The sequence below is a fragment of the Cellulomonas sp. JH27-2 genome (assembly GCF_014837175.1).
Classification (GTDB): Bacteria; Actinomycetota; Actinomycetes; order Actinomycetales; family Cellulomonadaceae; genus Cellulomonas.
In genome coordinates this window covers 449,920-469,587 of the sequence record NZ_JACYFR010000002.1, presented here as the reverse complement: position 1 = coordinate 469,587, position 19,668 = coordinate 449,920, and the positions used below count along the sequence as shown (strand labels likewise).

The following is a 19,668-nucleotide window of genomic DNA, read 5'->3' as shown; positions in this document are numbered from 1 at the left end:
TGGACGTGCAACCTGCGGCAAGGAACGTCGCCGCAGCCCATGTGGCAACGAGGGCGCGCGCTCTTCGCCCGCTCCATGCGGCACTCCAGCCGGCGGGTGCACCGACCACCAGGACGACCGCCACCTGGGTCCACCTGCGCATCAGCTGCACCCTCTCCCGAGTGTCAGCCGACCGACACGTCGCGACTGGAGTGTCCACCTCATGAGTCGTCGGCACCCGGGGCAGGCTCCGAGCCGCACGCCCATGGGAGCGTCGAGACCAGCAGGGACCGCGCATCGGTCGCCGCGTCGCGGCCCTCGACGTCCACGCCCTGGAGCTCGACGCGCGTCGTCATCCCGTGGCAGATCCACGCGGCAGCCGGGTGGTCGCCCTCACGAACGTAACCTGCGCCATCGGCGTCCGCTTCGATCGCATCTCCCCCGTAGCTCGTCGCAAGTGCCGCGATCGCCTCGTCCTGGTCTGCCGGACCCGGGAACGTCTGCGTCGGCACCGACGTCACCAGTGCGGAACCCTTGGCGTCGCCGCTGCGCACGACCGTGCACGAGAAGTACTGGGAGTCCGCCCCCCACCGCCCGTCGGTCGCCTCCCGCGTCACGTCACCACCGAGCGCGAGGGTCATTCCCCGTGCCTGCACACCGGAACAGATGTACGGGGACGAAGCGGTCGTGGGCACCGGCGCGGTGTCCGGCGAGGAGGACGTGCACGCTGCGAGCACGCCGACGAGGACGACGAGGGCGGCGAGGGCGGCGACGCTTCGAGTCCTCATCCGTCCGACGCCTTCCGGACGCCGTCGGAGAAGGACGACGACATCTGGGGAATGAGGACCGTCGGCGTCTGGCCCAGCTCGCCGCTCTTCAACCACCGGATGAACTCGTTGCGCACGTCGGGGTTGCTCAGCTTCTCGGCGTCGAACGTTCCGCTCTCGAACCATGGGTACGGTGCGCCCGAAGGGTCAGTCATCGCCTCCTTCGGCAGCTTGCCCGCCTCGCCGAGAGCCTGCGCCATCGCGATCTGCTGGTCGGTCCACGCGACCTCCTGGACCGAGTGCTGCTCGTTCTTCACCCGCGACTCGTTGCCGGTGAACTCGTCCGACAGCCAGTCCTCGCCCGCGCCCTTTGCCTGGTCGACCAGGAAGCTCGTGAACGTCCCTCCGGTGGGTATCAGCCCGACGACGTCCGACGCGAAGTCGATGTAGGCCTGGGCCTGCTCGTCGGCCTCGGCCGCCTCGTCGCTCAGCCCCACGCCCATGCTCTGCAGGATGAAGCCCTGGAGTGCGGCACTGCCCTGGGCGGCCGCGGAGAGCGAGGCGTAGTCGTTGCCCTCGCCGCCCCAGTCCTTCGCTGCCCAGTTCATGCGGTCCGCATTCAGGGCCGCGGTCGCGGCACCCAGCTGCGACGCGGCGCCGGTGTCTGTCATGACCTCTCGCAGCACGATCTTGAGGGTATCGACGTCGAACTCGGCACCGACCGGGAAGCCCGTCTGCCAGGGAGCAGGATGGTCTTCGTACGTGCCGGGACCGTCGCCGTCCGTGCCGGCGGCCACGGAGTCGATGTCCGCCACGTAGGACGACAGCAGATGGCCCAGGCTGTCCTTGGCGCTGTCACCGATCCGCTTGTCGTGCCAGCCGTCGTCGCGTGAGCCCAGGTAGTAGACCGTGGCCGAGGCGATCCACGCCGACTGCTCCTGCTGGTACAGCGACGCGTCCGCCGAGTGGTAGGTCGTGCCAGCAGCGTCGAGCGCTGCTCCGATGGAGTCGAAGTCGTCGGCAGACCACGTCCGGTCCTGGATGAGGTACTTCGCACGATCGGTGGCCTGGGCTCCGCCACCGTCGGGGTTGAAGAAGTCCGCCGCGGCCCCCGGGTTGTGGGAGAGGGCGCTCATCAGGCCCGTCATCGGATCGGTGAACCGGACGCCGTCGGCGTCGTAGACACCCCCGTACTGGTTGCTGAGGTCGCTGCCCTTCGGGCCCCACACCTTGCCGCGCTCGTCGCCGACCTCACGCTCGTAGTCGTACATCTGCTCGGCGATGTCACCCAGGAACTCGTCCCCGTAACGACCGGTGTTCAGCAGCACGGTCAGCGCGTTGGCTCGGTCCACCTGCCCGTCGCCGCCGTCGTAGGAGGGCGACGTGGGGACCTCGGCCTTGATGGTGTCCATCCATCCCTGCGCGTAGTCCGACGGGAGCGCGAGGTCCCCGGTGTTCCGGGTCGCGGTCGCGACCGTCGTCGACATCCCGTTCAGGAGACTCGCGTACCACTCGTTCTGCGCGTCGATCTCGTCCTGGGTGTGCTGACCGTCCTGCTTGGTCCGCTGGTACCCCAACCGGATCACGACGTCCGCGAGCTCGTCCGCGTCCAGCGCACCGGCGAACCCGGCTGCGAAGTACGGGTCGTTCTGCAGCTCGGCGATCTGCGCGATGAGCTCGTCGTCAGGCTTGTCGCCCTTCTTGAGCGTCTCGGCCGCCTCCCTGCCGGCCTGCTCGGCCTTGTCGGGGTCCATCGACGTGATGTCCGTGACGTCGTCGAGCTCGACCTTCCCCGTGGGCCACGAGGGGTTGGACCCCTCCAGGGCCTCCGCGAGAGCGAGCCGGCGGCGCAGGGACGGCAGCTCGTCGCGCGCCCAGTCCGCCGGGCCCTGGAGCGCGGCCGTGCGCGACGTGTCGAGGTAGTAGTGCGCCAAGGTGGTGCGCAGCGACGTGCGCGCGGAGTCGAGGGTCTCGATCCCGTTCTGGATGCCCGTCACGATGCGGCTCATGCCCTGGACGTCGATCGTGGCCTTCGCCATGGCGGACTCCCTCAGGACCAGTTGGCGCGGTAGTCGGTCTTGTCGACCTTGAGCGGCTCGCGGCCGTGCCGCGACGTCATCTCCTCGACGCAGTCGTCGGCCGCGTCGCCCGCCGAGCCCTGCTTGCTGGTGCACGTGCTCGAGAAGGCGTCGGCCGTGGTGCTGACCCACGCCTTGGCGTTCAATGCGCTGAGGACGCTCGAGAAGGCGGCCCGTACGTCGTACGCCTGCGACTGCGCGCCGGGGGTGGCGGCGCCCAGCGCACTGCGGTACTCGTTGGCCACCTTGTCGTCGTCGGTCACTGCTCTCGCTCCTCGTGTCGTCCTCGTCCTGTCCCACGTGCCCGTCTCACGGCACCGGCACCTGCACGCTCTGCCACTGGCCCCCCGACGACATGATGCCGCGCCCCGGGACGGCGGACCCGATGACGGATCTCGGCAGCCGGAGGCCGAAGACGTCCCCGTCGTTCGGCGAGGCGGGGCACAGGAGCAGGCCGCTGCGGGACTTCTTCAGCGTGGGCGCGGGGCCGCGGTAGGAACCGGAGAGCTCGTCCGTGGTGCCCGCACCGATGACCATGCCGGGTCGGTCGCGCAGCTCGCCGACGTAGTCGACGATCGCGTCGGCGAGCACGCCGTCCGTGCCGAGCAGCTCGAGGTCGTCGACGAGCAGGAGGGTGGGCCGGTCCTCGCTGGGGACGAGCGCGGCGAGGACCTCGCGGACGTCGTCGCGATCGGACTCGAGGGTCAGCTCGCCGACGAGACCGGGGGTGCCGGCCAGGTCGCGCAGCACGCTGCGACGCGGGGTCACGATGCCGACGGCCCAGCCGCGCTCGAGCGCCGAGACGCCCATCGTCATGAGCGCCGTGCTGCGGCCGGAGCGGCGCGGCCCGGCCACCAGCAGACCGGGCCCGTGCTCCTCGGCCTCGAAACCGAACAGGGTCAGGCTGTCGCCGCCGACGCCGGCCGGGACCGCGGTCCGCGGGAGCGCCCGGCCGCCGAGCGTGATCGCCCGCGCGAGGTCGATCTTCGCCGGCAGGTCGTCGACCCGGAACGGCACCTGGTGCTCCGGGACGGCCCCGGCACGCGAGGCGGCGCGATCGGTCGCGTCGCGTGCGATCCGCTGCAGCGCCGCCACCTGCTCGGCCCCGCCCACCTCCTGGTCGAGCACCGCGACCTGCAGCTCCTGGGAGCCCTGGGAGCGGAACGCCCGCCCGTCGCCCATGTCGCCGGGCACCTCCCGCGGGCTCATGCCCACCGATGCGTAGTCGCCCGGCTCGGGCATGCGCAGCATGATGCGGTCCTCGGTGAGGGTGGAGATGCGGCCGGTCAGCAGACTGCGGTCGCCGCTGAGCACCACCTTGACCCCCGCCCCCGGGCCCTCCTGCAGGATCTGGGTCCACAGGTCGACCAGGACGCCCTGGTCGTAGTCCTCGAATGCCTGGATGAAGCCCTCCCAGCGGTCGAGCAGCACCAGGACGAAGGGCAGGCGCTCGTCGGGCGCCACCCCTGCGCGCTGCTCGGAGACGTCCGCGAACGACTGCTCCGCGAGCAGCCTCTGGCGCCGCGAGATCTCCGCGCGCAGGCGCCTGGTCAGGCGTGCCAGCCGCTCGGGCTGGTCACGGGAGACGACGGCGCCCGTGTGCGGGAGACCGACGAGCGGCAGCAGCGCGTTGTTGCCGCAGTCGACGCCGTACAGGTGGACGTCGCGCGGGGTGACACGCTGCCCGACGGCGGCCGCGAGCGTGCGCAGGACCGTGGATCGACCGGAGCGCGAGGCGCCGACGACAGCCAGGTGCCCGCCGTGCTCCACATCGTGCGACGCCACGTCGCGGCGCTGCTGCGAGGGCAGGTCGACCAGGCCGTACGGCAGCACGAACGGCGACGACGGGAGCTCCCGGCCCGCCGTGTCGGCGAGCTCGTCGAGGGTGACGACCTCCGGCAGCGCCGGGAGCCAGGGCGGCGGCGGTGCTGCCACGCCCGACGTCTGCGCCGCCTCCAGCACCGCGGCGACGAGCGAGGCGAGGTCGGTCGGCGTGTCGACGTCGTCTTCTTGGGACGAGCGCTGCGTGGGGACGGGCCGGCCCAGGGCGGCCCACCCGAGCGGCGCGACCTCCACCGCTCCCCCGCCCGACGAGCTGGTCGGGCGGCCTCCCACGCGCGACGACTGGAACGCGACGAGGCTCGAGTGGCCGAGCCGCGCATAGGCCCGGCCGGGCAGGTTCTGCGCGATCTCCGCCGACTCCGGACCTTCGATGACGTCCTGGCTGTCGTTGCGGTCGGTCACGCGCAGGGCGATGCGCAGATTGGTGTTGGACTTGATCTCCGCGCTGACGACACCGGCGGGTCGCTGCGTCGCGAGCAGCAGGTGGACGCCGAGCGACCGGCCCCGTCGGGCGATGTCGACCAGACCCGTGACGAAGTCGGGCAGCTCGGCGACCAGCGCCGCGAACTCGTCGATGACGATGAGCAGACGTGGCATCGGCGCGTCGTGCGGGCCGCGCGCCCCGAGGTAGTCCTCGATGTCCTTCGCGCCCAGGGTCGCGAGCTGGTGCTCGCGACGCCGCAGCTCGGCCGCCAGGCTCTCCAGCGCGCGCGTCGTCAGGTGCGTGTCGAGGTCGGTGACCATGCCGACGGTGTGCGGCAGGTTGTTGCAGTCCTTGAACGCCGCGCCGCCCTTGTAGTCGACGAGCACGAACGTCATCTCGTCGGGCCGGTTGCCGACCGCGAGCGAGGCGATGAGGGTCTGCAGGAGCTCCGACTTGCCGGAACCGGTGGTGCCGGCGACCAGGCCGTGCGGGCCGTCGGCGCGGATGTCGACCGTGAACAGCCCGTCGCCCGTCTCGCCGATGACGGCCCGCGTGGTGCGGCCGCCGGAAGCCCACCCGGCGGCGACGTCGGACGCGCGGGGCGGATCGAGGTCCAGCACGTCGAGCAGGCGCGACGACGACGGGAGCGTCGATGCGAGGTCCTCCGTGCTGATGTCCCGGATGGGCGACAGCGCGCGGGACAGACGCTCCAGCCACGCGGGCTCGACGAGATCCGCCCGCACGCCCTCGATCGCGTCCTGGCCCGCGACCGTCACCAGGGCGGTGCCGTCCTCGAGCCGGACCACGGCCCGGCACTCCTCGGGGAGCTGACGCTCCTGCTCGTCGAGGCACAGGAACAGCACGCCCACCGCCGGTCCCTCGCGCAGCAACGTGACGAGCCCGGGGAGCAGGCGGATGCGGCGCGCACCGTCGAGCACCACGAGCACGGGTGGCGGCAGGGCGGCAGCGACGCCCGAGAACCCCTTGTCGTCGCGCGACGTGGCCTTGCGGCGCTCGACGACGTCGAGAAGCTCGGCGACCCGGCGCGCCGTCGTCTCGTCGTCGTTGCCCACCGACACCAGAGGCCCGGCGTCCCGGCGCAGGTGCGGCAGCCACCGGACCCACCGCCAGTCCGCATCGGCCCCGGGCTCGGCCAGCAGCACCACGGAGACGTCGGCGGGCGAGTGCGACGCCGCGACCTGCGCGACCATCCAGCCGGCCAGCCGTCGGCGGTCCTCGTCGCTGCCTGCCACGCCCGTGACGCCGACGCGGGCCAGCGGCACGGCGACGGGCACGTCCGCGGCCGTCCAGTGCTGCTCACGCTCGTGGTCCTCGCGCGCCGGGTCGCGCAGCGAGACCTCGCTGGGGACGTCGGCGGTACCGACGCGCGCGAGCATCCAGTCCGGGTCGGTGCGGCGGCGTTCCCAGAGCCGCGATCGCGGGCCCGTGGCGAACAGCAGCACGGTCGCGGGATCGGGCAGGTCGCGGCGGCGCGCGGCGCTCTCGCTCGTCAGCGCCGCGTACGCGTCCGCCTCGACGCGCGACGTCCGCTCGGTGAAGGTCTTGACCGCGTCGACGTGCTGGCCGCGGCGCTGCTTGCGGGAAGTCACCCAGTTGGAGATCGCCATCGCCGGTGACAGCGCCACGATGATGAGCGTGTACGCCTGGCCCGTGATGGCAAACATGGCGCCGCCCATGACGACCGGCAGGATCACCATCGTGAGCGGGAAGCCCTGCTTGTCCGGCGTGCGCGGCTCGGCCGGCAGCCGGAACTCGCTGGTCCGCACGGGCGGCAGGATCCGCGGCGGACGGTTGAAGTCGAGCGTTGCGCCCTCGGGGCTGGGCGAGAGCGACGCGTCGGGCGGCTCGTGCGCGGCGAGCTCGAGGACGACGTCGCCGACGACCAGCGAGTCGCCCGTCCGCCACGCCCGCAGCCCGTCGACGGGCAGGCGCCCCAGGTGGACGAGCGGGCGATCGGCCTCGGGGTCCACCTCGTCGATGCCCGAACCGCCGCTGCGCGCCCGCTCCAGCATGGCCGCGTACCGACGGCCCTTGGCCGCGGTCCGGGGCGACCCGGATTCGGGCCGCGTGACGATGGGACCCTCGAGCGGGCGCAGACGTCGGGGCGGCGGGAGCGTCGCGGTCGAGAGCTCGTCGGGCACGCTGACGGTCACGGAACCGTCGATGCCCACGTCGAGCACGACCGCGAGCTCCGGTCCGCCGTCGATCCGCACGGACGAGGCGCGACCCGACCCGATCTGGTGCCGGCCGGGACCGAGCCGGTGCACCCGCCCCGCGCCCCGCCCGGACACGACGCGCACCTCGGCCGCACCGAAGGGCTCGTCCCAGACGTCGCGTGCGTCGCGCCCCAGCCCGACGACGTGGCCGTGCCGCAGCGGGCTCGCGTCGACGGCCTGCGCAGCGTCGAGCTCCTGGCCGCGCCACCACAGCGGGACGCCGGCACCGTCGTGCGAGCGGGAGACCTCGACGACGCCGAGGTGCCCGGACCCGCGCGGGACCACGCTCGGCTGCTCGTAGCGCAGGGCGTCGGCCAGCGCCGAGCCCAGGTCGCTGATGCGCGCGCCGGGCGCGCACTCGACGACGACGTCCACAGGTCCGTCGGCACCGGGGACGACGACGCTGAGGATCAGCCGCACTCAAGGCTCCTGTCAGTGGTCCGGGATCAGATGTCCGGGATCAGGTGGGCGGCCGTCGAACGGCCCGCCTGCCGGGCGCGTGACGGCCCGCCCCGGGTGGAGCGGGCCGTCCGGTGGTGCTCAGATGCGGTCGGGCTCGCCCGTCGCAGCAGCGATGTTGTTGTGGTTCGTCTTGACGTCCTTGGCGGCGCCGTCGAGCGCCTCCTGCAGCTTGTCGAGGTTGGCGCGGTAGTCCGTCCACGCCGTCCGGAAGTCCTCGGAGTACTTACCCGTCCACACAGCGCTGTGCAGGGCCGTGTCGACCTTCGTCTTGATGTCGTGGGCCTCCTGGGCCTTCGCGACGAACGTCTTGTGGAGGGACTGAAGGGTACTGAGCTCTGCACCGACCGCCACGGAGTTCTCCTTTGATCGTGGCGACGCCCTGCTGACGCCGCCGCTCGTCGTGGACGTTACCGTCCATCTCCCGGTCCGGCAGGCGATCGCCCGAGGATCGGACATGCCCGTCGAACCGGACGATTGTTCAACTTCCTGCTGCTCGGTCCGCCCCGCCCGACGGTGCAAGCTCCTCGAGCAGCGCCGCCGTGGGGGCCGAGATCTCCCGCACACCCGCGTCTCGCAGCTCGCGGTGCATCTCGTCGGCAGCGGCCCGCACGCCGTCCGCACCCGACTCGAGCCACACTGCCCGCAGCAGGTCCCGCCACAGCAGCTCGTCGGTCGGTGCGACCTCGAGCCCCGCCGAGACCGCAGCGCGCGCGGCCCCCGGGTCGTCGTCGTCGAGCATGAGCACGGCCAACCGGTGCGCGGCGTCGACGAGCACCGTGCGAGCATCGCGCTCGAGGCGGGCACGGGCCAGCCACGAGTACCGCCCTGTGGGGACCTCCGCGAGCGTCTCCCCGCGCACGAGAGCGAGCGCCTCGCGCAGCGCCGCCGCCTCGTCGGCCTGCGACGACGCCGTCCGCGACGCGTTCAGCAGGGACTGCACCACGTCCCAGTCGAGGACCGCGCGTGCCCCCAGGACCAGGTTGCCGTCCATGGTGTGCCGCAGGTGCGGCGCGCCGTGCGCATCCTTGCCGAGCCACTCGCGGGCTCGTGCGACGGTCGCGTTGACGACGGCCGTCGTGACCCCTCGCGGCCAGACGGCGGCACCGAGGACCGTCGGGTGGACGCCCTCCGGATGCAGCGCCAGGTGCACGACGAGCTCGGTGCACAGGTCGCGCCGGTCGTCCTCGATCGGCCCCTCGGCCTCGACGCGCGGCGTGCCGAGAACGAGCACCCGGACCGGCGCCGCCCACAGGTCGGCCGTGCCGAGCGCACGGTTGCTCGGAGGCAGGTCGGGACGGTCGAGGTGGCCCTCAACGTCGACCCCGCCACCGGTCGGCTCGTGCTCGTCCGGCGCGGGTGCCAGCAGCTCACCGAGCGCCGCGATCCGCGCCTCCGACAGCCGGTTGGCCGTCACGCGGATGCCCAGCGCATCGATCGCCGCGGACCCCTCGGTGTCCACCTCGATGCGCCACCGCGCCCCCGGCACGTCACCGACGACGACCGCACCCCAGGCCGCGCGCCCGCCGCTACCGGAGATCTCGCCCAGGCGGGCGCCGTCCTGCGGTGCCGGTGCCCGCCCAGCCACCACGTACTCGGGCAGCGCGCTGCCGCCCGAACGAAGGCGCCCCGCGAGGACGCTCGACCCGAGCACGTCCTCCTGACGCGCGGCCAGGTCGGGCAGCACGAGTGCGAGGTCGGACGCCTCCCGGTAGCGGTCGCCGCCCACGTCGCTCAGGGCACCCGGCAGGTCCACGCCGGTCACGCGCAGCCCGTCGGACCACAGGTTGGTCGCGAGCTCCGCCGCGATCGCGGTGGCCAGCTCGTGCGCTGCGGTCTCGTCCCCGACGATGCTGATGGGCCCCTGCGCGGCCTCGAGGTCGACGAGCACGTCGGCGTCCTGCGGGCTGCGACCGAGCGAGACGAGGCCCGGGAACGGTGCTGCGACACCCCGCGCCGGTGTCGTCGGTGCGTCGGCCTCCAGTCGCCACTGCCGGCCGCCTTCGGCTGCCGTCCAGGGCGCCGGAGGGTTCGCGTCGACGGGCGCCAGGAAGACGGTCAGCGCGGTGTCGTCGATCTGCGCTGCGTAGACCGCAGGCAGGTCGCGCCCGTCGGCCTGGCAGCCGGCCGCGAGCTGGCGCAGGCCGTTGTCGAGCCGCCGCGCACGTTCGGGATCGGCCCCGACGCGCAGCGCGACCTCCATCTCGACGGCCTCGTCGCCGGGCGTGGGCGTGCGCCGACGGCGTCGCATCGCGACGAGCGCGGCGAGCAGCCCGGCCGCGAGCAGACCCGCACCCGCCAGGCTCTGCACGTCGTTCGTGGTCGACTCCTGGGTCGCCGCCGGGGCCTGGTCGGAGGCCGCGGCTCCGGCGTGGTCCACGGCCTGGTCCACAGGCGCGGACGGGGCGTCGGCCGGTGCCTGCACAGGCGTCTCCGCCGGCGCCTCGACCGTGACCGTCACGCGCTCGACGTCAGTGGCGTCCTCGGGCATCACCAGCAGCCACCCCGGCTGGATGAGCCGGGCCAGGGTCAGCTCCTGGCCGTCGGGCTGGTCACGGCCCTTGTTGAGCTCGTAGATGTCGTGGTAGCGCCGCCCCTCCCCCAGGTGCCGCTCCGCGATGTCCCAGAGGTTGTCGTGGTAGCGCCCCTCGGGCGGGTTCACGACGGCGACCCGCTTGCCGACGAGCTCCTTGCCCTCGTCCTCGTCGAGCACGATGTCGCCGAGGTGGTAGGTCTTCGTGCCCTCGCTCTCGGCGCGGTGCTCGGCCTGGGCGGCGGGTGCGGCCTCGTCGGCCACCGCGGGACCGGGTGTCGCCGAGGCGACGGCCGCGACGTGCGAGGACGTGGCCGTGTCGATCGTCGCGTGGGTGACCGCGTTGGCCTGGCCCGCCGCGGTGACGAGGAGCAGGACGGCTGCGACGAGCGTGCGGGCCGCACGCTGGCTGGGCCCGGCGAGAGGGACCCGGGCGGGCATCCCGATGCCGCGGACCGCGGACCGGAGCTCGACGAGCACGCAGATGGTGAACTGGAGCCACGCCAGCCACACGATCCACACCAGCACCGCGACGATCTGCTCGGCGCCGATGGAGCCCGTCAGCTGCTCGCGCGTCGGCAGCCCGGTGGGCAGCTTCGGGGCGGCATCGAGCAGCAGGAGGGCGACGGGGACGCCGACGACGAGCAGCAGCAGCACGATCGCCGCGCCGAGACCGCTCCAGCGCGACCGCGTCGACTCGATGTCACCGGCGGCCTGCTGGAAGCGCTGCGGCCCACGCTCGGGGAGGTGCGGCTCGGAGGCGGGGGGACGGGTGGGGGCGCTCACGGCGCACCTCCGATCTCGTTGACGATGCCGACAGCCGCACGCGCGGTCGCCGACCCGGTCACGTGGAAGGTGTTGATGCTGATCAGCGACAGGAGCGTGGTGTCGACGTCGCCACCGACCTGGACGCGCACGCCCTCGGCGGGGAACGACACCTGGATGTCGCCGGCCGGGTAGCCCTTCACCGTGAGGAACCTCCGCGCAGCTGTGCGGGCCGCGTCCTGGTTGATGACCACCCTCCCGGACGATCGCAGGACCGCGTCGTCGATCTGGTTGGCTCCTGCCCGCGCCGCCTGCTCCGCGTCGTCGTTGGCGGCTGCGCGCGCGTTGATCGCCCGGCCGCCGTCAACGACGAGTCCCGCGAGAATGAGGAGCGCGACCGCAAGGCCGATCACGAAGACGGAGATCGTCCCGCGGTCGTTCTGCTCGCGGATGACCGCTAACCGGCGCATCACGCGGCACCGACACGTCGGTACTCGTCGAGGGGCGCGGAGCTCTCGATCGTCACGGTCGTGTGGCCCGTGAGCCCGATCTCCGAGAGATCCGCCCACGAAACCTGGCAGCGCAGCGTCACGGTGAGGGTCGAACCCCGGGTGAACGGACCGCTCAGCTCTGCTGGCTCGCAGTGCGCATCAGAGGGCAGGGATGCCGTCGCGGCTGCCCGCGCCGCCGCGCGGGCCGAAGTCTCGTCCCTGGCCAGCGTCGCGGCACGGACCGACTCGCGCGCGGCGGCCCGGACGTCCCCCTGCGTGGTGACGAATCGGCCCATCGCCACGATGAGGGACAGGAGCAGCAGGAGCGCGGGCACGAGGATAACGATCTCGATCGCCATCGAGCCACGCTCACCCACCGGCTTGCGCCACCTCACTGGTCCCCCCTGAACTTCTCGACCGGCCCCTCGACCGTCGACGACACTCGCGGCGCCAGGCCGCCGAGAACCTCCATCGCGTGCCCGCTGACAGTGGCCCGTACGCGATCACCCGGTACGGCGATGACCGACACCGAGACGTCGGTAAGGCCCTGCTCACCGCCGACAGCCGCTGCGTAGGCACGCCCCTTCTTCTCCGCGGCTTCGAGGGATGCCGGTGTACCGCCTCCGACGCGCGCCACCCGAGCGGCCTCACGGGCGGCAGCGCTCGCGACCGAGGTCCCGTACCAGCTCAGCGCGAACTGGACGAGCAGGAAGGTGATGAGCATGAGCAACGGTGCATAGAGCACGAGCTCGACCGAGGACGCGCCGCGCTCACGGTCGCGCACCGCGCGCGTGAGACGCCGACGCGCACCAGACATCGTCAGGCGCCGCCCTTGATACCGTCCGGCGCGGCGGGCGCCTTCAGCTCGCCGGCCTTGTCCTTGACGATGTTGTAGATGATCAGGCCGACCGCAGCCGCCATCGCGACCAGGATCCCTGTGATGATCACCCACTCGATCGCTGAGGCGCCCAGGTCGTCGGTGCTCCGAGCGCGTGCGACCCGGCGCCGAAGCTCCATGAGGAGGAAGCCTTGGGGGGTCAGAGGCGAGAGGCTGAACATGGTGTTCCTTTCGTCGTGGTGACCGATCGGTCTGGTCAGATTGTGTCGCGCGAACGGGCTACACGCCCGTGAAGACGGCCTCGACGGCCGGGTAGAGCAGAAAGATCAAGAACCCGAGGCAAAGGAGGAGCTGAGCGACGAGCATCGCCTGCGAGCTCTCACCGGCCTTGCCCTCGGACTCGGCGAGCTCCCGTCGCCGCAGCGAGCCGGCGCGGGCCGAGAGTGAGTCGCGGACCTTCGCCCCGTCCTCTGCTACGAGCGCGAGCGCGGCGGCGAGGTCTCTGAGCTCGTCGATGCGCAGCTCCTCGCCCAGCATCCCCAGAGCCGACCACGGCGTGCGCCCGTGGAGCCGGGCCGATCCCAGCGCGTTACGGATCCGGACCATGCCCCAGCTGTCGCTCAGCTCGGACGCGCTCTGCAGGGCCTCCGGAACGCCGCGCCCCCCGGCGAGACTCATCGCCACGAGGTCGAGGAACGATCCGACCACGTGTCGGAAGTCCCTGCGTCGAGTCCGCGCCTGTCCGCGCACGACGATGCTCGGCAGGCCCGCACCGACGACGGCCGCCAGCAAGCTCAGCCCGAGCGGAGCCGCGATCGAGACAGGCGCCCCCGCGAGAACGGCGAGCGTCGCGACGACCACGGGGACGAAGAACCCGACGACCGCACCGACCACGGACGTAGCGAGGTGGGACTCGAGCGTGCGACCGACGACCGCGAGGTCCGACCGGAGCTGTCCCAGCTCGACGCCGGCCCGCGCCAGCACGTCGGACGCGGAACGTCCCAGCGTGCGGACCCACGCAGCCTCGGGCGCCCGGTTCGGGTCGGCGGCGATGGTCTGCGCACGCGCCCTGAGCTCGGTGCGTCGCACGTCCAACCTCGCGAGCGCGCTACCCGGCTGCGTCCGCGGCGGCGCGACGACCAGGATGAAGAGAAGCACCCCGGCACCCGCGGCCGCCCCGGCGATGAGGACCACGATCATCGCTCCTCCTCCTGCACGAGGAAGCGCGCCGGCATGTCGACGCCCGACAGGCGCTTCATCCACCAGAAGCCAGCGGCGAAGAGCGTGGCGATCAGGATCAGCACGAGCTGACCTTGCAGCGAGTCGTACGGCTCCACGTACTGTGGGTTCGCCAAGGTCAGCAGCGCCATCGCTGCGAGCGAGAAGACCGTGACGATCTGCGCGGACCGTCGAGTCGAGCTGCGCCCGGCCGTGACGCGCTGGCGCATCTCCAGCTCGGCACGCGCCGCCTCGGACAGCGACGTGAGCACCTGTCGGAGCCCAGGACCGCGCAGCTTCGCGTTCAGGATCAGGGCTGCGACGACGAGGTCGGCGCTCGGGTCGTCGAGGTCATCGGCCAGGCCACGGAGTGCGACTGGCAGCGGCACCCGGACGCGCAGGCGGTCGACCATGAGCCGGAGCTGCGGCTGGATGGCGGGTGACGCGGCATAGACGGTCGCTGGGATCGCCTGCTCGAGGCCGACGGCACCAGCAATGGTGTCACGCAACGACTCGGTCCAGGCGGCGAGCCCTTCGAGGCGGGCAGTCTGCTCGCGCTCAGCCTTGGCCCCACCCAGGAGCGCCGGCGCGGCCAGGGCGAACACGGCGGCACCGACGGCGGCGACGGGCCACTGCGTCACGACGAGGGTGACCACGAAGACGACCGCAGCGATCACGAGCCGCCGACGAGCCCTCAGCAGGCTGCTGGGACCGCCGCTGCGCACCGTTGCCGTCCGCGGCTCCGTGCCGGTGATCGCAAGCACCAGCAGCATGACGCCACCACCGACCACGCCACCGGCCGCGATGATCGCGAGTGTCGACGCGGGGATCACCGCATCGTCCCGAGTGCGTAGGACGGCTGGTACCCGACGGCGACGAGCTCGTCGAGACACGCGATGGGTGCCGACGCGACGGCGACCCCGTCCGGGCCCGCGGCGAAGACCTCGCTGGACAGCACCCGCCCGTCCACGCCGTTGACCTCGCGGATGCTCGCGACGTACCGCCGAAGGCGACCACCTGAAAGGTAGTCGTTCTGCTTCTGCACGAACACGACGAAGTCGATCGCGCCCGCGATGAGCATCATGGTCGCCTCGACGGGCAGTCGTTCGACCGACTGGATGGCGTAGGTCGAGATGCGGTTGAAGACCTCGATCGAGCTGTTCGCGTGGATCGTCGACAGGGAGCCGTCGTTGCCCTGGCTCATCGCGTTGAGCATCGTCACGATCTCGTCACCGAGCACCTCACCGACGATGACCCGGCTTGGGTTCATGCGCAACGACCGGCGGACGAGCTCGGCCATCTGGATCGCGCCGTTGCCCTCCGAGTTGGGCAGGCGCTCCTCGAAGGAGACCACGTTGGGGTGTAGGTCGGGGAACTCGCCGAGCCCGAGCTCGAGGGCTCGTTCCACCGTGATGAGCCGCTCCCCTGGCGCGATCTCGTTGGCGAGGGCCCGCAGCAGGGTCGTCTTCCCCGCGTTGGTGGCGCCGGCGATCATGATGTTCTTGCGGGCGGCGACCGCGGCGGAGAGAAACGCCGCGACATCGGGGGTGACCGAGCCGAACCGCACCAGATCGTCGAGGTGTACACGGGACAGACGCGCGCGACGGATCGAGATCGACGGACGGGAGCACACGTCCATCACGGCGGAGAGCCGGCTGCCGTCGGGCAGGCGCAGATCGAGCTGCGGGTTGGCAGAGTCGAACGGTCGGCTCGTCAGACCCGAGTACGCACCGAGGATCTGCACCAGCTCGACGAGCTCGTCGTCGGACTCCGCGACGGGGCCCCAGCGTTCCTCACGACCGTCGCCGTACTGCACGAAGACGTTGTCGAAGCCGTTGATGTCGACGTTCTCGACGTCCGGGTCATCGAGGAGCGGCTGCAGCCGACCCACCCCGTACAGCGCCGCATGGATGCCGGCGGAGATCTCCTCCTCGTCCTGCGGCGTCGGCGGTGTCCGCCCGGAGGCCATCTCCCCGCGGGCGTGCGCGTCGAGCACCCGCGCGATGACCGCGCGGGCGAACTGCCGCTCGTCCTCGCTCGACATGGGCGGGAGGCCGGCAGCCGCGTCGTCGCGCCGTTGTCGGGCGAGGACGTCCGCGACCTCCTCGCGCAGGCGACGGACGAGAACCTGGTCGAGGCTCATGTGCTCACTCCCCCCGCACGCCGGCGCGCGCGTAGGCCCGCGACTGCGCCAGCTGCGCGACGGGCTCGACCAGGTGACGGGCCGAGCGGACGAGGAGGGACCTGTCGATCCCGCGTGCGACGCGGGCTGCGACCACGTCGGCCGCCTTCTGGTCGACCCCTACCGCACCCAGCACAGGGACCCGCAGGCCCGCGTGCCCGAGCAGGAGCTCGAGGTCGCGGATCGCACCGGCCTCGCGCGCGTCGGTCACGGCCACGACGCCTAGCGCGGGCATGGGCCGCATCCCGGAGTCGAACGTGGCCAGCCAGCGCAGGCGCTCGCGCAGGTGGGCGTAGCCCTCGATGGTGGGTCGGACGACGAACACGAGCGCGTCCGACTCCAGCACCAGAGGCAGGGCCGGGCTGTCCGGGGTCAGCCTCCCCGCGTCGGCGACGACCGTCCCCGCGTACCCTCGCAGCACGCTGCCGATAGCCGGCCAGACCGGTCCCATGCCTGCCACCTGGCCGGGGTGCTGGACGCCGCACACGACGTCGAGCCCACCGTCGGCCCGCTGCAGGTGAGGCTCGAGCGTGACCGTACCCCGACGTGCCTCGACGGCGAGCGTGAGCAGTCCGGTGTCCGGGTCGAGCGGTGAGCCGTCGGGAGCGGGCGACCACAGCGAGAGGTCGCCCCCAGCTGGGTCGGCGTCGACCAGGACCACGTCCTGGGGCCACACCGAGGCCAGCACCCGCGCTGTCGTGGTGACGCCCGGCGAGCCCTTGGCGGAAGCGAGTGTGACCAGCACGTCAGCTGTCCTCACCGACGGGCGCACCGCGCTTGACGAGTGTCACGGCCAACGACCCGTCCGCGGCCACCGCCGCGACCCTGGGCCCGACCTCCGTGTCCACGAAGAACGTCGCGACCGTACCGCCCGACGAGTCGGAGCCCCCGTCTCGGACCGAGCTCACCCGGGCATCGGGCACCAGGACCTGCCCCTGGCCGTCCCCGACCTGCACGAGCTGGACGATGTCACCCGGCTGCAGGCCGGACGCGGGCATCCGTCCGTCCGCGAGCGAGGCGCCGACGGCCACCGAGCCCTCGGGGAGGGGGGTGGCCTCCGAGAGCATGGTCGTGTCGAGGAGCTGCCCGGCCACGAGTGACACGCGGGCGAACTGTCCGACCACCTGATCCTTGGAACCGGCGCCGATGAGCTGAGTCCCCTCGGCGGCCACCTGCGTCGTGACCAGGTCGTCGGCGGTGATGGCGACGCCGGCGGGTACGTCGTGCGCGAGCTGGAGCACCGCGACGCGCGAGTCCTGGCGAAGAGCCAGGAGGCCGGCGATGGCAGCGCCGCCGACGATCAGCAGGACGGCCAGCACCGCCAGCAACGGGCGACGCTCACGAGGCGCCTTGGGCAGGCGGTCGTCGGTGATCGCGGCGCCCTTCGCGGACTGCAGACCGCGCGCATCCCGTGCCCGACGGCGGTCAGCGACACCGTCCTGCGTCGTCGCACCGGTGTTCGTCGACATTCGTCCCCCGTCTCTGGCCGGTCACAACCACTGCGACCGGTTGCACTATAAACAGCACCAATCGGGCACGCCTGCGCTGTCCGTATCCCGGGGCACCAATCACCCGATCGTCGTAAGCGACGCTCACACGTCCGCGGCGACGACCCGCGGCCACCGGTCGTCGTCCGACGGCGCCCACACCTGCACGTCCGCGTCGAGCTGCTCACCCGAGCGGATGTCCTTGACCTGGTCCCCGACGACAGCGCCGGTGTGGTCCACACCACCCGGGAACCACACGAACGGGATCCCTCGGCGGTCGGCGTGCCGGATCTGCTTCCCGAACTTCGCCGCGGCCGGCGCGACCTCGACGGGGATCCCGCGTGCGCGCAGCGCCGCGGCGATCTGGTCGGAGCGTCCGCGCTCGTCCTCGTTCGACACCGCGACGAGCACCGCGCTCGGGACCGAGCGCGTCGCGCGCACCAGGTGGGCCCCCAGCAACCGCGACACGAGCCGGGAGACGCCGATCGACAGTCCCACTCCCGGATAGCTGTTCGCGCCGTCGGACGCGAGCGTGTCGTAGCGGCCGCCCGAGCAGATGGAACCGAGCTGCTCGTGCCCCACCAGCACGGTCTCGTAGACCGAGCCCGTGTAGTAGTCGAGCCCGCGGGCGATCTTCAGGTCCGCGACGACGACGCCCGGCGCGCGCTCGGCCGCAGCCTCGATGAGCGCCGCCAGCTCCGTCAGCCCCTCGTCCAGCAGGTCGTGGCGGACGCCCTTGGCCTCCGCCAGCGCACGGACGCGGTCGACGACGGTCGAGTCCGCACCGTTGATCGCCGCCAGCTCGAGGCAGGCGGCCGCCTGTGCCTCGTCAGCTCCCGCCTCGGCCACCAGCAGCGCCGCGACCTTCTCGGCGCCGACCTTGTCCAGCTTGTCGATCGACCGCAGCACGCCCTCGACGTCCTCGAGGCCGAGCCCGCGGTAGAAGCCTTCGGCGACCTTGCGGTTGTTGACCAGGATCCGCACGGGCGGCAGGCCGATCGGCTCGAGGGCGGCGAACGCCGCCGCGATGACGAGCGGGAGCTCGACCTCCACGTGGTACGGCAGCGAGCCGGCCCCGACGACGTCGATGTCCGCCTGCACGAACTCACGGAACCGGCCGTCCTGCGGCCGCTCGCCCCGCCACACCTTCTGGATCTGGTAGCGGCGGAACGGGAAAGCGAGGTGGCCCGCGTTCTCCAGCACGTACCGCGCGAACGGCACCGTCAGGTCGAAGTGCAGCCCCAGCTGGCCGCCGCGCTCGGGCGGCGCGTCCGGGTCCTCCTGGAGCCGGCGCAGGACGTAGACCTCCTTGGAGGTCTCACCCTTGCGCAGCAGCTGGTCCAGGGGCTCGACGGCGCGCGTCTCGATGCCGGCGAAGCCGTGGAGCTCGAACGTGCGGCGCAGCGTGTCGAGGACGTGCTGCTCGACGATGCGCCCCTCGGGCAGCCACTCGGGGAATCCGGACAAGGGGGTCGGTCTGGCCATGTCCTGATCCTCGCAGACGCGGCCGAGAAGGACGCCCGCCGTCCGTCACAGATACGGGTTGCGCGACAGCTCGGTGGCGACGTCCGTCGTCGGGCCGTGCCCCGGGACCACGACGGTCTGCGGGTCGAGCCGCGCGACGACCTGCGTCAGCGTGTCCGCCATCGTCGCCGCGTCGCCGCCCGGCAGGTCCGTGCGGCCGACGCTGCCCGCGAACAGCACGTCCCCGGTGAACGCCACGGCCTCGCCGTCGATCTCCATCAGGTAGAGCGTCGACCCCTGCGTGTGACCCGGCGCGTGGCGCGCGACGACGCGGACGGCGCCCAGCTGGAGCACCACGTCGTCGTCGCGCCCGCCCTGCGGCGTACCGAACGGCACGACGTCGCTCGGCGCCCGGTACGACGCGGTGTCGACCCCGGACGCGAGCAGGGCCTGCGCCAGCGGGCCGCTCGGGTCGTGGGAGGGGCCCGGCGAGGTGCCCAGGATCCCGAGCGTGCCGAACGGGTCGGCCAGGCGGTAGACGTCCGCCGCATGCATCCGGACGGGCACACCGAGGTCCTCCGCGAGGCGCGCGGCATCCCACGTGTGGTCGACGTGGCCGTGGGTCAGGAGCACGGCGGTGGGCGTCAGTGCGTGCTCTCGGACGTAGCCGACGACGGCCTCCGCGACACCCGCGCCGGCGTCGACCACCAGGCAGCTGCCGTCGTCGCCGACCACCACCGTGCAGCGCGCGCCGAACACGTCCGAGACGACCGAGAAGACCTCCATCCCTCGACGCTACCGGGCGCCGGCCGGCGAACGTTGCACGACTCTGTGCCTGCCGCGCGGTCGTGGGACGCAGCACCTGGCCAGGCTTGCCTAGACTGTCCGAGGTTCCCCGTGCAGT

General features: G+C 72.4%; 17 protein-coding genes. All 17 read right to left on the bottom strand.

The window, feature by feature from the left end:
• Positions 1–200 precede the first annotated feature (200 nt).
• The 17 genes from IC607_RS07105 to IC607_RS07025 all read right to left on the bottom strand — a co-directional run bounded on the left by IC607_RS07105 (position 201) and on the right by IC607_RS07025 (position 19,550).
• Entirely contained in the window at positions 201–767 is a 567-nt protein-coding gene (locus tag IC607_RS07105) for a hypothetical protein (RefSeq protein ID WP_191786464.1), read from the bottom strand.
• Entirely contained in the window at positions 764–2,785 is a 2,022-nt protein-coding gene (locus IC607_RS07100; protein WP_191786462.1) for a DUF6571 family protein, read from the bottom strand. Before IC607_RS07100 ends, IC607_RS07105 begins: the two co-directional genes overlap by 4 nt.
• Positions 2,786–2,796: 11 nt before the next feature.
• The gene (locus IC607_RS07095; RefSeq protein WP_191786460.1) at positions 2,797–3,087 is read right to left on the bottom strand and encodes a hypothetical protein; all 291 of its coding nucleotides are present in this window, start codon (positions 3,085–3,087) and stop codon (positions 2,797–2,799) included.
• A 46-nt stretch (positions 3,088–3,133) separates the two neighbouring features.
• Positions 3,134–7,747 (bottom strand): FtsK/SpoIIIE domain-containing protein, encoded by a 4,614-nt coding sequence (locus IC607_RS07090; RefSeq protein WP_191786458.1) that lies wholly within the window; start codon positions 7,745–7,747, stop codon positions 3,134–3,136.
• Positions 7,748–7,867: 120 nt separating this feature from the next.
• The gene (locus tag IC607_RS07085) at positions 7,868–8,140 is read right to left on the bottom strand and encodes a WXG100 family type VII secretion target (RefSeq protein ID WP_191786456.1); all 273 of its coding nucleotides are present in this window, start codon (positions 8,138–8,140) and stop codon (positions 7,868–7,870) included.
• Between the two features lie 127 nt (positions 8,141–8,267).
• Positions 8,268–11,105: a BTAD domain-containing putative transcriptional regulator gene (locus IC607_RS07080; RefSeq protein WP_191786454.1), complete on the bottom strand. Its 2,838-nt coding sequence runs from the start codon at positions 11,103–11,105 to the stop codon at positions 8,268–8,270.
• Positions 11,102–11,554 (bottom strand): pilus assembly protein TadG-related protein, encoded by a 453-nt coding sequence (locus IC607_RS07075; RefSeq protein WP_191786452.1) that lies wholly within the window; start codon positions 11,552–11,554, stop codon positions 11,102–11,104. The genes IC607_RS07080 and IC607_RS07075 overlap by 4 nt, the downstream gene beginning before the upstream one ends.
• Complete coding sequence (locus IC607_RS07070; RefSeq protein ID WP_191786451.1) at positions 11,554–11,934, bottom strand: TadE/TadG family type IV pilus assembly protein; 381 nt, start codon at positions 11,932–11,934, stop codon at positions 11,554–11,556. The genes IC607_RS07075 and IC607_RS07070 overlap by 1 nt, the downstream gene beginning before the upstream one ends.
• Before the next feature lie 32 nt (positions 11,935–11,966).
• Positions 11,967–12,392 (bottom strand): TadE/TadG family type IV pilus assembly protein, encoded by a 426-nt coding sequence (locus IC607_RS07065; RefSeq protein WP_225224571.1) that lies wholly within the window; start codon positions 12,390–12,392, stop codon positions 11,967–11,969.
• Positions 12,393–12,394: 2 nt separating this feature from the next.
• Positions 12,395–12,592 carry a hypothetical protein gene (locus tag IC607_RS07060; protein WP_191786450.1) on the bottom strand — a complete coding sequence of 66 codons (198 nt, stop codon included), beginning with the start codon at positions 12,590–12,592 and terminating at the stop codon, positions 12,395–12,397.
• 100 nt (positions 12,593–12,692) lie between these two features.
• Positions 12,693–13,613 carry a type II secretion system F family protein gene (locus IC607_RS07055; protein ID WP_191786449.1) on the bottom strand — a complete coding sequence of 307 codons (921 nt, stop codon included), beginning with the start codon at positions 13,611–13,613 and terminating at the stop codon, positions 12,693–12,695.
• Positions 13,610–14,464, bottom strand: a complete 855-nt coding sequence (locus tag IC607_RS07050) for a type II secretion system F family protein (protein WP_370526063.1) — start codon at positions 14,462–14,464, stop codon at positions 13,610–13,612. The genes IC607_RS07055 and IC607_RS07050 overlap by 4 nt, the downstream gene beginning before the upstream one ends.
• Positions 14,461–15,774, bottom strand: coding sequence for a CpaF family protein (locus tag IC607_RS07045; protein ID WP_191786448.1), 1,314 nt, complete (start codon positions 15,772–15,774; stop codon positions 14,461–14,463). The genes IC607_RS07050 and IC607_RS07045 overlap by 4 nt, the downstream gene beginning before the upstream one ends.
• Positions 15,775–15,778: 4 nt before the next feature.
• Positions 15,779–16,558 carry a hypothetical protein gene (locus IC607_RS07040; protein ID WP_191786447.1) on the bottom strand — a complete coding sequence of 260 codons (780 nt, stop codon included), beginning with the start codon at positions 16,556–16,558 and terminating at the stop codon, positions 15,779–15,781.
• A gap of 1 nt (position 16,559) precedes the next feature.
• A complete protein-coding gene (locus IC607_RS07035; RefSeq protein ID WP_191786445.1) occupies positions 16,560–17,282 on the bottom strand; it encodes an SAF domain-containing protein in 723 nt (240 codons plus the stop codon).
• 123 nt (positions 17,283–17,405) lie between these two features.
• On the bottom strand, positions 17,406–18,785 hold the full coding sequence (gene hisS / locus IC607_RS07030) for a histidine--tRNA ligase (protein ID WP_191786443.1): 1,380 nt from the start codon (positions 18,783–18,785) through the stop codon (positions 17,406–17,408).
• A gap of 45 nt (positions 18,786–18,830) precedes the next feature.
• A complete protein-coding gene (locus IC607_RS07025) occupies positions 18,831–19,550 on the bottom strand; it encodes an MBL fold metallo-hydrolase (protein WP_191786441.1) in 720 nt (239 codons plus the stop codon).
• Between the last annotated feature and the right edge of the window lie 118 nt (positions 19,551–19,668).

What these genes read in the sequence shown, in the direction of transcription:
- IC607_RS07105 (WP_191786464.1), bottom strand. Translation starts at nt 767, where the DNA reads ATGAGGACTCGAAGCGTCGCCGCCCTCGCCGCCCTCGTCGTCCTCGTC.
- IC607_RS07100 (WP_191786462.1), bottom strand. Translation starts at nt 2,785, where the DNA reads ATGGCGAAGGCCACGATCGACGTCCAGGGCATGAGCCGCATCGTGACG.
- IC607_RS07075 (WP_191786452.1), bottom strand. Translation starts at nt 11,554, where the DNA reads ATGCGCCGGTTAGCGGTCATCCGCGAGCAGAACGACCGCGGGACGATC.
- IC607_RS07070 (WP_191786451.1), bottom strand. Translation starts at nt 11,934, where the DNA reads ATGGCGATCGAGATCGTTATCCTCGTGCCCGCGCTCCTGCTGCTCCTG.
- IC607_RS07065 (WP_225224571.1), bottom strand. Translation starts at nt 12,392, where the DNA reads ATGTCTGGTGCGCGTCGGCGTCTCACGCGCGCGGTGCGCGACCGTGAG.
- IC607_RS07060 (WP_191786450.1), bottom strand. Translation starts at nt 12,592, where the DNA reads ATGGAGCTTCGGCGCCGGGTCGCACGCGCTCGGAGCACCGACGACCTG.
- IC607_RS07055 (WP_191786449.1), bottom strand. Translation starts at nt 13,613, where the DNA reads ATGATCGTGGTCCTCATCGCCGGGGCGGCCGCGGGTGCCGGGGTGCTT.
- IC607_RS07045 (WP_191786448.1), bottom strand. Translation starts at nt 15,774, where the DNA reads ATGAGCCTCGACCAGGTTCTCGTCCGTCGCCTGCGCGAGGAGGTCGCG.
- IC607_RS07035 (WP_191786445.1), bottom strand. Translation starts at nt 17,282, where the DNA reads ATGTCGACGAACACCGGTGCGACGACGCAGGACGGTGTCGCTGACCGC.
- hisS (WP_191786443.1), bottom strand. Translation starts at nt 18,785, where the DNA reads ATGGCCAGACCGACCCCCTTGTCCGGATTCCCCGAGTGGCTGCCCGAG.
- IC607_RS07025 (WP_191786441.1), bottom strand. Translation starts at nt 19,550, where the DNA reads ATGGAGGTCTTCTCGGTCGTCTCGGACGTGTTCGGCGCGCGCTGCACG.